Below are 11,875 nucleotides of genomic sequence, written 5' to 3'. Positions count from 1 at the left end.
CGGCACATGCTCGCACGCCCCCTGAACGGGGTCAAATACTGCGGGGCTGTGGACAGGGCGGTCGATGTCCCAGCGCGGGGCTACGGTGGCTCCATGAGCATGGGACACGGCGGGCGAGGCGGCGGTCCGCGCGGGGGTGGGCGCATCTCGAGCGGCGACTTCCGCGCGCAGAAGGCCGCCAACGCCGAGGCGCCGAGGATCCCGCACCTGGTCCGGCGCATCGCCGCACTGTTCGAGCCGCACCGTCGGGCGATCATGCTCACGGTCGTCCTCGTGCTGATCGGTGCGGCCATCTCGGTCGTGCCGCCACTGCTCACCCAGCAGGCGTTCGACCGTGGGTTGTTCCCGCCGTCGGGTCGCCCCGACGTCCCGGTGCTGGTCGAGCTCGTGTCCGCGATGGTCCTGCTCTGGATCGCGAGCGCCGGGGTCGGCGTCTGGCAGACGTACCTGACCGCGACGGTCGGCAACAAGGTCATGGGTGCGATGCGGATGCGCCTGTTCGCGCACCTGCAGCGGATGGAGCTCGCGTTCTTCACCCGCACCAAGACCGGCGTCATCCAGTCGCGCCTGCAGAACGACGTCGGTGGCGTGGCGAGCGTGCTGAACAACACGATCTCGTCGGTGCTCGGCAACACCGTGACCGTGATCGCCGCCGTGGTCGCGATGCTCCTGCTGAGCTGGCAGATGACGCTGGTCGCCGTGGTCCTGCTGCCGCTGCTCGTGATCGCGCAGCGCCGCGTCGGCCAGGTCCGCGCCCGCATCGCCGCGCAGACGCAGGAGTCGCTGTCCGACATGACGGCCATCACCCAAGAGGCGTTGAGCGTCTCGGGCATCCTGCTGGCGAAGAGCTTCAACCAGCAGGCCAGCGAGACCCGCCGCTACGGGGACGAGAACCGCAACCAGATCACCCTGCAGGTGCGCCAGCAGATGTCCGGGCAGTGGTTCTTCGCGATCGTGCAGATCTTCCTGTCGATCATCCCGGCGATCATCTACGTCGTCGCCGCGTACCTGATCATCGGCGACGTCCCGATCACGGCCGGCACGATCGTCGCGTTCACGACGGTGCAGTCCCGGCTGCTGTTCCCGACGGTCGGGCTGCTGCGCGTGGTCCTCGACCTGCAGACCTCCGGTGCGCTCTTCGCCCGCATCTTCGAGTACTTCGACCTCAAGCCGGCCATCACGGACTCGCCGACCGCCCGGCCCGTGGACGAGTCGAAGGTCGGCCACGTCGCCTTCGACGACGTCGTCTTCACCTACCCCGACGGCGAAGCCGACAAGCCGACCCTGCGCGGGGTGTCGTTCGAGCTCCGCCCCGGGCAGTTCGCGGCCTTCGTCGGCCCCTCCGGCGCGGGCAAGACGACGGTGTCCTACCTGGTGCCCCGGCTGTACGAGGCGACCGAGGGATCGGTGCGGTTCGCCGGGCAGGACGTCCGCGACCTGGTGCACGAGGACCTGATGCGGCACGTCGGCATCGTCAGCCAGGAGACGTACCTGTTCCACGCCACGATCGGCGAGAACCTGCGGTACGCCAAGCCGGACGCCACCGACGACGAGCTCGAGCGTGCGGCCCGTGCGGCGAACATCCACGACACGATCGCGTCGTTCCCGGACGGCTACGACACCGTCGTGGGGGAGCGCGGCTACCGCCTGTCCGGTGGCGAGAAGCAGCGCATCGCCATCGCGCGGGTCATGCTGAAGGACCCGCCGGTGCTCGTCCTCGACGAGGCCACCAGTGCACTCGACTCCATCTCGGAACACGTCGTGCAGACGGCGCTCGACACTGCGGCGGCCGGTCGGACCACCATCTCGATCGCGCACCGGTTGTCGACGATCCGCGACGCCGACGTCATCTTCGTCCTGGACCACGGGCAGATCGTCGAGCAGGGCACGCACGACGAACTCCTCGCCCTCGACGGCACGTACGCCCAGCTGCACCGGCAGCAGAACACGTCGGCGGACGTCGTCCGCCCCTGACGGTCGTGGTCGCGACCGGGCGCCGAACGGGAGGCCCGTGGCGGCGTCCGCACGGGCCTCCTGTCCGGCGCGCAGCGCGACCAGGGCACGTCGCCCGCCGCGGGATCCCCGTGCGTTGTCCGCGCACGACACATCCCAGCGGGACGCGGGGACCGCGTCCTAGACTCGACGCCGTGCGTTACGCGAACTCCGTCGTCGACCTCGTCGGCGACACCCCGCTCGTCAAGCTCAACCGGGTGACCGAGGGGGTGCGGGCGACCATCCTGGTGAAGGTCGAGTACCTGAACCCCGGTGGGTCGTCCAAGGACCGCATCGCCACCCGGATCATCGACGCGGCCGAGGCCTCCGGTGACCTGCGGCCCGGCGGCACCATCGTCGAACCGACCTCCGGCAACACCGGCGTCGGTCTGGCGCTGGTCGCACAGCAGCGCGGCTACCGGTGCGTCTTCGTGCTGCCCGACAAGGTCGGCGAGGACAAGCGCAACGTGCTGACGGCGTACGGCGCCGAGATCGTCGTGACCCCGACCGCGGTCGCGCCGGAGCACCCCGAGTCCTACTACTCGGTGTCGGACCGGCTCGTGCAGGAGATCCCCGGCGCCTACAAGCCGAACCAGTACGCGAACCCGAACGGTCCCCGCAGCCACTACGAGACCACCGGTCCGGAGATCTGGCGCGACACCGAGGGGCAGATCACCCACTTCGTCGCGGGCGTCGGCACCGGCGGCACGATCTCGGGCACCGGACGGTACCTGAAGGAGGCGTCCGACGGCGGCGTCCGCATCGTCGGGGCCGACCCCGAGGGCTCCGTGTACTCCGGCGGCACCGGTCGCCCGTACCTGGTCGAGGGCGTCGGCGAGGACTTCTGGCCGAGCGCGTACGACGCCGGCGTGCCGGACGAGATCATCGCGGTGTCGGACGCCGACTCCTTCGCGATGACCCGGCGCCTGGCGCGCGAAGAAGGACTGCTCGTCGGCGGATCGAGCGGCATGGCCGTCGTCGCGGCGCTCCGCGCGGCCCGTGACCTGACCGAGGACGACGTCGTCGTCGTGCTGCTGCCGGACGGCGGCCGCGGGTACCTCGGCAAGATCTTCAACGACCGGTGGATGCGCTCCTACGGCTTCGCCGAGACCGACGACGAGCGCACCGTCGGCTCGCTCATCGCCGGCAAGGACGGCCGCCTGCCCGACCTCGTGCACGCGCACCCGGCGGACACCGTGCGCGACGTCGTCGACATCATGACCAAGTACGGCGTCTCGCAGATGCCCGTGCTCAGCGCGGAGCCGCCCGTCGTCATCGGCGAGGTCGTCGGCGCCGTCGAGGAGAAGGCGCTGCTCGAGCAGGTCTTCACCGGCACCGCGAAGATGTCGGACGCGCTCACCGGCTTCGTCGGCGACCCGCTGCCGCTCATCGGGGTCGGCGAGTCGGTCTCCGCGGCGCGTCGTGCGCTCGAGTCGGCCGACGCGCTCCTCGTCGTCGCGGACGGCAAGCCCGTCACCGTGCTGACCCGGCACGACCTCCTCACCTACCTCTCCGAGTAAGGAACCACCGAGCATGACCGAGTTCAGCACCCGGGCCGTCCACGCCGGCCAGGAGCCCGACGAGACCACCGGCGCCGTCATCCCGCCGATCCACCTGACGTCGACGTACGTGCAGGACGGCGTCGGCGGCATGCGCAACGGCTACGAGTACTCGCGCGCCGGCAACCCGACGCGTGACTCGCTGCAGGTGCTCCTGGCCGACCTCGACGGCGGCGTCGCGGCGTCGTCGTTCGCGTCCGGGCTCGCCGCCGAGGACGCCCTGCTCCGTGCCGCGCTGGTCCCCGGTGGCCGCGTCGTGATGGGCAACGACGTGTACGGCGGCACCCACCGCCTGGTGAGCCGGCTGCACGTGCCGTGGGGCGTCGAGCTCGTCGTCGTCGACATGAGCGACCTCGACCAGGTCCGTGCAGCCCTGCAGGGCGCACCGGCCACCACCGTGCTGTGGGTCGAGACGCCGACGAACCCGCTCATGAAGATCGCCGACATCGCCGCGCTCGCGACCCTCGGGCACGAGTCGGGCGCACTGGTGGTCGTCGACAACACGTTCGCGTCGCCGTACCTGCAGCAGCCGCTGTCGCTCGGCGCCGACGTCGTCGTGTACTCGACCACGAAGTACCTCGGCGGACACTCCGACGTCGTCGGCGGAGCCGTCGTGCTGGCGGACGAGGAGCTCGCGGCGAAGGTGCAGTTCCTGCAGTTCGGCGCGGGTGCGATCTCGTCGCCGTTCGACGCCTACCTGACCACCCGCGGCATCAAGACGCTCGCGGTGCGCATGGAGCGGCACTCGCGGAACGCGCAGGCCGTCGCCGAGGCGCTCGTCGTCGCGCCCGGTGTCGAGCGCGTCTACTACCCGGGCCTGCCCGACCACCCGGGGCACGACGTCGCCGCACGCCAGATGCGCGGCTTCGGCGGGATGCTCTCGGTCGCGCTTTCCGGCGGCGCCGAGGCGGCGAAGCGGTTCGCGGAGTCGACGGAGCTGTTCGCCCTGGCCGAGTCGCTCGGAGGAGTGGAGTCGCTCATCGGGTACCCGAGCGAGATGACCCACGCGTCGGTGAAGGGCACCGAGCTGGCCGTGCCGGAGAACGTGGTCCGCCTGTCGGTGGGCATCGAGGACGCCGGCGACCTGGTGGCGGACCTGGAGCAGGCGCTGGCGCGCTGAAGCGGGCCCTGCTGCCGCGGGACTCGGGACTCGGGGCGCGGGACGGGGGTCGCGGGACGCGGGACGCGGGACGCGCCACCGTGTCGTCGGCGCCCGCCCCTACGATGATCGGGTGAGCACAACGGCGTCGCGGACCAGCCTGCTGAGCGGGCCGTACGCCCTCGCGACGATCGGCATGGTCGCGATCGTCGGCGTCGCGGCGTTCCAGAACCTGGCGATGACGACGATCATGCCGGTGATCAGCCGCGACCTCGACGGCGAGACCCTGTACGCGCTCGCCTTCGCCGCGCCACTCGCCGCCGGGGTGCCCGGCATGGTCCTCGCCGGCAACTGGGCCGACCGCGCGGGCGGACGGATCGTGGCCTGGGTGTCGGCGGTCTTCTTCGCCGTGGGGACCGCCGTGGTGATGCTCGCGCCGACCATGGAGGTGTTCCTGGCCGGGCGGCTCATCGAGGGGTTCGGCGCCGGGGCGATCGACGTGGTGCTGTACGTGCTCGTCGCCCGGATCTTCCCCGCCGAGCTGCACGGACCGGTGTTCGCCGGGTTCGCCGCAGCCTGGGTCGTCCCCGCGCTGATCGGTCCCGCGCTGGCCGGCATCGTCACCGACACCTGGAACTGGCACTGGGTCTTCGCCGGGGCCCTGGTGATCGCGCTGGCCGCGTTCGTCCTGCTCGTGCCGACCCTCGGCCGGTTGCACGCCCCGGCCGCGTCGCTCCGCCCGCCGTGGCAGCGGGTCCGGATCGGGTGGTCGGTCGCGGCGGCCGTGTCGATCCTGCTGCTCAACGTGGCGCCGGACCTGACCCCGTGGGGCATGGTCGCCGCGGTCGTCGTCGGGCTGGTGGGCACCTGGTTCGCCCTGCGACCGCTGCTGCCGACCGGCACGTTCCGGGCCGCGGCCGGGCTGCCGTCGGTCGTGCTGCTGCGCGGGCTCGTCGCCGCGTCGTTCTTCGGGAGCGAGGCGTACGTGCCGTTCCTGCTGCAGGCCGAACACGGGTTGTCGCCGTCGGCCGCCGGGCTCGCCCTGACGGTGGCGGCACTCAGCTGGGCCGCGTCGAGCTGGGCGCACGGCCGTCTGGGGGAGCGGCGGCTCACCGCCCGGCGCACCTTCGGGGTGGGCCTCACGCTGGTGCTCGTCAGCCTGGTGACCGCGCTCGCGGTCGCGACGTTCGACCTGTCGTGGTGGGTGCTGGTCGCCGGCTGGTTCGTCGGCGGTGCGGGCATGGGCGCGATCTACCCGCGCGCCTCGATGCTGACGCTGCGGTTCTCCGGCGAGGGCGACGACGGGTTCGCGAGCTCGGCCCTGACGATCGCCGATGCCGCGGGCAGCGTGATCGGCCTGGCGGTGACCGGCCTGCTCTTCACCGCGACCGGTGGCGCCGACGGGACGGTGTCGTTCCCCCTGGTGTTCGCGGCGATGATCGGGTTCGCCGCGCTGGCGATCGCGGCCGTCCGACGGCTCGGCCCCGTGCCTGCGCCGGTGACGACAGCCCCGGCAAGCCCGGGCGGAACAGTCCCGTCGCGGACTCCGTCGTCGCACGGCCCGGCCGCCGGGTAGCGTGGCAGACCGGACCGAAGAGGAGACCACCGTGCTGCGCATCGTCGCCGTGACCGTCGCCCTGGCGGCGGCCCTGACCCTGGCCGGGTGCCAGGGCACGACGTCGGCTGCCCCCACACCCGTGCAGAGCACCGACCTGACGAGCTCCGACGGCGGTTTCGACCAGCAGGCCGTGATCGGTGTCGTCCTGGTCCACGACGACGCGGCCCTCGCCGACCGGCTCCGCACCGACCTGACCGATGCCGGGTTCCGGCCGGACGTCCGGGTCGCTCCGGCATCGGGTGCAGCGGCGTCCCAGCGGACCGCGGTCGCCCAGCTCGTGCGGAAGGGGGCCAAGGCCCTGCTCGTGCACGCCGCCCGACCGTCCGCGCTGACCGGCGTGATCCAGACCGCCCACGACGCCGGGGTCGTCGTGGTGTCCCTTGGCGATCCACTGCCCGCGACCGGCACCGGCGGCGACGGGGTGTCCGCCGACTACCGTGTGCCGTCGGAGGGCGACGACGCCGACACCGCGGCGACGGCGGTCGACGTCGTGCAGTCCCTGCAGCGCGGCGAGAAGCCGGAGACCGACCCGACGGACGGCGAGACGACGGACGCCGAGTAGGAACGGTCCGCTCAGCTCCACCACGCCGGGAACGACAGCGTGATCGTCTCGACCAGCGCCTTCCGCGACCGGCGGGGCCCGGCGAGCCAGGCCTCGATCGCCCCGACGAAGCCCTGCGCCACGAACCCCGCGGCGACGTCGTCGAGCAGGTCGGGCCGGTGTGCGGGGTCGAGCTCGCGGATGTGCAGGGCGCTCGACACCGTGAAGTGCTCGACGAGCAGCCGGTGCAGCGAGGCGTCGTTCGGGTCCGGCAGCGCCTTGCCGTAGATGTCGCGGTGCGTCGTCACGTGCTCGACGACGGCGTTGATGCCGTGCCGGGTGATGGCCACGAGCTCATCGGCCCCGGCGCCCCGGTCGGCGGCGGCCCGGCGCTCGTCGGCGTCGTCCTGCCGGATGCGGTCGAGTTCCGGCGTCAGGACGTCGGCGAGCAGCGACCCGGGGGAGACGGCGTGCGAGTAGAACGTGGCCCGGTTGATGCCGGCGGCACGCGTGACGTCGGCGACGGTGATCTCCGAGACCGGTCGGTCCGCGGCGAGCCGCAGGATCGCCTCGCGCAGCGCTGCAGTGGTGTGCAGGATCCGGGCATCCACCATGACGCCCACCCCCTTCTGATCCGCTTCACCCGGAAGGCCCCCGAGCAACCCGACGCTACCGCATGGTCCGCGCCGGGCCGAGGGGCAGCACCAGCCGCTTCACGCGGGCGGCCCGCACCGGCGGCGCCGAGCACGCACCGGCGACCGTAGGATGGTTCCGCGGACGAATCGATTCGATCGACCCGCGATCACCCCCCCGCCCCCTCATCGTCGAAGGACTCCTGTCTCGTGACCGCGCCCGCCACCACCGGTTCGCTCCGGGTCGTCCTGCACCCGGGAGACTCGCTCTCCCGCGGGCAGCGGCTCGTCTACGTCTTCGTCCTGGGCGCCCTCACGGCGCTCGGTCCGTTCACGATCGACCTGTACCTGCCGGCGTTCCCGGCGATCAAGGACCAGTTCAGCGTCACCGACGGCGCGGTCCAGCTGACGCTCACCGCGACGACGCTCGGCTTCGCCATCGGGCAGCTCCTGGTCGGCCCGTGGAGCGACAAGGTGGGCCGTCGACTGCCGCTGATCATCGCGACGACGGTGCACATCGCCGCGTCGATCGGCGCCGCGACCGCGCCGGACATCGAGCTGCTCGCGGTGTTCCGCGTGCTGCAGGGCATGGGCGCCGCAGCCGGCGGTGTCGTCGCGATGGCGACGGTGCGTGACCTGTTCGGCGGCAAGCCGCTGGTGCGCATGTTGTCCCGCCTGGCGATGGTGAACGGCCTCGCGCCGATCCTCGCGCCGCTCATCGGTTCGCAGATGCTGCAGTTCACCAGCTGGCGCGGCATCTTCGTCTTCCTCGCCTGTTACGGCCTGGCGGTGGTCATCGCCTCGATCCTGCTCATCGTCGAGACCCTGCCGCCGGCCCGCCGGCACGAGGCCGGGCACTCCACCATCGGCCAGCGCTACAAGGCGCTGTTCTCCGACCGGATCTTCGTCGGCGTCGCGCTCATCGGCGCCATGGTGTTCAGCGGACTGTTCTCGTACCTCAGCGCGTCACCGTTCCTGTTCCAACAGGTCTACGGGCTCGACGCGCAGCAGTACGGGCTGCTCTTCGCCGTCAACTCCGTCGGGGTCGTCCTCGGCGTGCAGATCTCGTCGCGGCTCGCCCAGCGGGTCGGTCCGCAGTGGATCCTGGCGTGCTCGACCGGGACCCTGCTGCTGGCGTCGCTCGCGATCATCGTCCTCGACCAGCTCGGGGCCGGTCTGGTCGGCGTGCTCGTCCCGCTGTGGTTCTTCATCGCCGCGTGCGGGTTCTCGTTCCCGCTCGTGCAGGTCATCGGTCTCGCCGCCCACGGGAAAGAGGCGGGGACCGCCGCCTCGGTGCTCGGAGCCCTGAACTTCGGCGTCGCCGGGCTCATCTCGCCGGTGGTCGGCTGGCTCGGCATCACGACGGCCACCCCGATGGCGATGGTGATGGCGTCGACCGCCGCCGTCGCGATCCTGATGCTCTGGTTCGTGGTCCGCCCGCGGACGGTCCCCGCGCTGACGCACTGACGACCCGGGCCGCCGCGGGCTCCGGTCCCTAGGCTGTGCCCATGAGCGACGCGACGGAGCGGGCACGGGCGGCTGCCGAGGCAGCGAGACAGGCCGCCGACGAGGCACGTCGGCTCGCCGACGAAGCGGCGCGGCGAGCCGAGGAGCTCGCCGCCGCACTGGCGGCGGAGGAGCAGGCGGTCCTCACCGCGGACGCGGAACCCGCGGTCGTCGGGTCCCCACCACCCACCGGCCTGGAGGCGCGGCTCGCGCCCGACGCGGAGCCCGCCCCTGCGGCCGCACCGGCTCCCACCACCCCTGCCGCGGCGGTCGACGCGACCGCCCCGGATCCGGTGGCGACGGCGGCGACCGGCACCGTGCCTCCCGTCCGTGCAGAAGCCGGCCCGCTCGGACCGGACGCGGTCGCGGCGATCCGTGACGGATACGCCGTCGACGGCGGTGCGATCGAACTCGGTGCCCTGGTCAACGGCGCAGCGGTGCCCGAGGTGCAGGTCCGGATCCCGCTCGCGATGCTGAACCGGCACGGGCTGGTGGCCGGGGCGACCGGCACCGGCAAGACCCGCACGCTGCAGGTGCTCGCCGAGCAGATCGCGGCGAACGGGGTGCCGGTGTTCGCCGCCGACGTGAAGGGCGACCTGTCGGGTCTGGCCCTCGCGGGACAGGCGAACGACAAGCTGCTCGACCGCACCGCGGGCATCGGCCAGCAGTGGCAGGGTGTCGCGAGCCAGGCCGAGCTGTTCTCACTGGGCGGGCAGGGCACCGGCGTGCCGATCCGTGCCACCGTCTCCGGGTTCGGGCCGCTGCTGCTGTCGAAGGTGCTCGGCCTGAACGACACGCAGGAGTCCTCGCTCGGGCTGGTGTTCCACTACGCCACGCAGCAGGGCCTGGCGCTGGTGGACCTCGACGACCTGCGGAGCGTGCTGACGTTCCTGGTGAGCGAGCAGGGCAAGGGCGAGCTCGCCGAGCTCGGGGGCCTGTCGAAGCAGACCGCCGGGGTGATCCTGCGGGAGCTCGTCACCTTCGCCGACCAGGGGGCCGACCAGTTCTTCGGCGAGCCCGAGATCGACACGCAGGTGTTCCTGCGGACGGCGGCGGACGGGCGGGGGATCGTCAGCCTGCTCGAGGTGCCCGGGGTGCAGGACCGGCCGGAGGTCTTCTCGACGTTCCTGATGTGGCTGCTGGCGGACCTGTTCAACGAGCTGCCGGAGGTCGGCGACCAGGACGAGCCGAAGCTCGTGTTCTTCCTGGACGAGGCGCACCTGCTGTTCAGCGGGGCGTCGAAGGACTTCACCGAGCAGATCGTGCGGACCGTGCGGCTCATCCGGTCGAAGGGCGTCGGGGTCTTCTTCGTGACGCAGACCCCGAAGGACGTGCCGAACGACGTGCTGGCGCAGCTCGGGTCGCGCATCCAGCACCAGCTGCGCGCCCACACCCCGGACGACGCGAAGGCGCTCCGGGCGACGGTGTCGACCTACCCGACGAGCGACTACGACCTGGGCGAGGTGCTCACGTCGCTCGCGACCGGCGAGGCGATCGTCACGGTGATGAACGAGCGGGGCGCGCCGACCCCCGTCGCGTGGACCCGGCTGCGTGCGCCCCAGGGTTCGATGGACCCGATGCCGGTCGACGAGATGGCCGCACGGGTGCAGGCCTCACCGCTCCTGTCGACCTACGGCACCCGCGTCGACCCGGACTCAGCGCGCGAGGTGCTCGCGCGCCGGATGGAGTCGGCGGCCGCTGCGGCCGACGCCGCCGCTGCAGCCGACGAGGCCGCTGCTGCCGCGGCGGACGCGTCGGCGGAGGCCCAGCAGGAGTACGAGCGGCAGCAGCGGGAGTTCGAGCGGGCCGAGCGAGCATCGGACGCGCGGCGTTCCGGTCGGTCCGGCGGCTCCGGTCGGTCGGGCGGGACACGGCGGTCCGGGACACAGCGGTCCGGGACGCGGCGAACCGCGGGGGACCCGCTGTCGGACCTGCTCGGCTCCGGGTTGGGCGGGACCATCGCGAAGGAAGTGGTGCGCGGCATCTTCTCGACGCTGCGGCGTCGGCGCTGACGGGTGCCGTGCTGACGGGTGCCGTGCGGTGGCCGCTGGCCGATCCGCCGGTGGGTCAGCGGGCGTCGAGGCCGGCGAACTCGACGGCGAGCAGCCCGCCGACGACCAGTACGACGAGGCCGCCGACGAGCAGGAACGCCGACCGCTGCTCGTACCAGGCGCGGCTCGTCGGGTAGCGCTTCGCGAAGGTGCGGGCGGAGACCGGTCGAGCATCCTCGACGACCTGCACGCCGAGCGCGTCGACGACCCGGTCGAGCCCGTCGTCGCCCCACACATCGGCGCGGAGCCGGAAGAGGTGGGTGCCGGTCCGGTCGAAGGCGACGAGTTCCCGGACGGTCCGGTCCACCGACGAGCCGAAGGTCGTGGCGAGCACCAGGCTGTGCACGCGCTCGCGGGGGATCCGCCGGTGCGCCGTGAGGACGCCGCGGATCGTCAGGCCGTCGTCGTCGATCCCGATGAACGCGGTGTGCAGTCGCACGAACACGATGCCGACGGCCGCGGCCATCGCGACGACGATCCCGGCGAACACGGCCCACGTGCGGAACGGGAACGAGACCCAGACCAGGGCGACGGCGAGCGGTACGGCCGAGAAGGCGATGCTCAGCGCGGTGGAGCGGACGAGGGACCGGCGCGGACGGAGGACCGTGTCGAAGACGGCGGGCCGCACGGGCGCTGCGGGCACGGTGGTGTCCCCCATGGCGCGTCTCCTCGTCCCCTCGGGTGTTCCGGGCACGCTGATCAGCACGCCCTCCGAGCGACGCCCCTGCCGCTCGATGCACCGCGGTCGGCTCGTCCCGGAGCCGTTCGCTCGGCCAGCATAGGCGACCGACGGGTACCGGGGACAGCCCGTTCCACCCCTGGTCAGCGTTTCCCGGCCAACCGAGGGGGAACAGGGCACGCGCTCGTCCGCAGGGTG

9 protein-coding genes are annotated in these 11,875 nt (G+C 72.4%); 7 read left to right on the top strand and 2 right to left on the bottom strand.

Annotation, left to right across the window (positions count from 1 at the left end; translation table 11 throughout):
• Positions 1–99: 99 nt before the first annotated feature.
• The 5 genes from DEJ08_RS12560 (at position 100) to DEJ08_RS12540 (ending at position 6,830) form a co-directional block, all read left to right on the top strand.
• Positions 100–1,974 carry an ABC transporter ATP-binding protein gene (locus DEJ08_RS12560; RefSeq protein ID WP_111054426.1) on the top strand — a complete coding sequence of 625 codons (1,875 nt, stop codon included), beginning with the start codon at positions 100–102 and terminating at the stop codon, positions 1,972–1,974.
• Between the two features lie 173 nt (positions 1,975–2,147).
• A complete protein-coding gene (locus tag DEJ08_RS12555) occupies positions 2,148–3,512 on the top strand; it encodes a cystathionine beta-synthase (RefSeq protein WP_110863383.1) in 1,365 nt (454 codons plus the stop codon).
• Positions 3,513–3,525: 13 nt separating this feature from the next.
• Positions 3,526–4,671, top strand: a complete 1,146-nt coding sequence (locus DEJ08_RS12550; protein WP_056070707.1) for a cystathionine gamma-synthase — start codon at positions 3,526–3,528, stop codon at positions 4,669–4,671.
• Between the two features lie 112 nt (positions 4,672–4,783).
• On the top strand, positions 4,784–6,226 hold the full coding sequence (locus DEJ08_RS12545; protein ID WP_111054427.1) for an MFS transporter: 1,443 nt from the start codon (positions 4,784–4,786) through the stop codon (positions 6,224–6,226).
• 1 nt (position 6,227) lies between these two features.
• Positions 6,228–6,830 carry a substrate-binding domain-containing protein gene (locus tag DEJ08_RS12540; protein WP_111054428.1) on the top strand — a complete coding sequence of 201 codons (603 nt, stop codon included), beginning with the start codon at positions 6,228–6,230 and terminating at the stop codon, positions 6,828–6,830.
• An 11-nt stretch (positions 6,831–6,841) separates the two neighbouring features.
• Here the strand turns inward: DEJ08_RS12540 and DEJ08_RS12535 are convergent, their stop codons facing one another.
• The gene (locus tag DEJ08_RS12535; RefSeq protein WP_146245693.1) at positions 6,842–7,423 is read right to left on the bottom strand and encodes a TetR/AcrR family transcriptional regulator; all 582 of its coding nucleotides are present in this window, start codon (positions 7,421–7,423) and stop codon (positions 6,842–6,844) included.
• Between the two features lie 228 nt (positions 7,424–7,651).
• On the opposite strand from DEJ08_RS12535, the gene DEJ08_RS12530 reads away from it, so the two are divergent.
• A complete protein-coding gene (locus DEJ08_RS12530; RefSeq protein WP_111054430.1) occupies positions 7,652–8,908 on the top strand; it encodes a multidrug effflux MFS transporter in 1,257 nt (418 codons plus the stop codon).
• Positions 8,909–8,949: 41 nt separating this feature from the next.
• Positions 8,950–10,959 carry a helicase HerA-like domain-containing protein gene (locus tag DEJ08_RS12525; RefSeq protein WP_111054431.1) on the top strand — a complete coding sequence of 670 codons (2,010 nt, stop codon included), beginning with the start codon at positions 8,950–8,952 and terminating at the stop codon, positions 10,957–10,959.
• A 55-nt stretch (positions 10,960–11,014) separates the two neighbouring features.
• Here the strand turns inward: DEJ08_RS12525 and DEJ08_RS12520 are convergent, their stop codons facing one another.
• Positions 11,015–11,656, bottom strand: a complete 642-nt coding sequence (locus tag DEJ08_RS12520; protein WP_111054432.1) for a YdbT family protein — start codon at positions 11,654–11,656, stop codon at positions 11,015–11,017.
• Between the last annotated feature and the right edge of the window lie 219 nt (positions 11,657–11,875).

The organism is Curtobacterium sp. MCLR17_054, from assembly GCF_003234335.2.
GTDB classification, from domain to species: domain Bacteria; phylum Actinomycetota; class Actinomycetes; order Actinomycetales; family Microbacteriaceae; genus Curtobacterium; species Curtobacterium flaccumfaciens.
Note: the sequence above shows the minus strand (reverse complement) of the source record. Positions and strands in the feature narration are given on the sequence as shown.

Excerpts from the sequence above, each read along its gene's own strand:
- DEJ08_RS12550 (WP_056070707.1), top strand. The coding sequence starts at position 3,526 with ATGACCGAGTTCAGCACCCGGGCCGTCCACGCCGGCCAGGAGCCCGAC.
- DEJ08_RS12560 (WP_111054426.1), top strand. The coding sequence starts at position 100 with ATGGGACACGGCGGGCGAGGCGGCGGTCCGCGCGGGGGTGGGCGCATC.
- DEJ08_RS12520 (WP_111054432.1), bottom strand. The coding sequence starts at position 11,656 with ATGGGGGACACCACCGTGCCCGCAGCGCCCGTGCGGCCCGCCGTCTTC.
- DEJ08_RS12535 (WP_146245693.1), bottom strand. The coding sequence starts at position 7,423 with ATGGTGGATGCCCGGATCCTGCACACCACTGCAGCGCTGCGCGAGGCG.
- DEJ08_RS12525 (WP_111054431.1), top strand. The coding sequence starts at position 8,950 with ATGAGCGACGCGACGGAGCGGGCACGGGCGGCTGCCGAGGCAGCGAGA.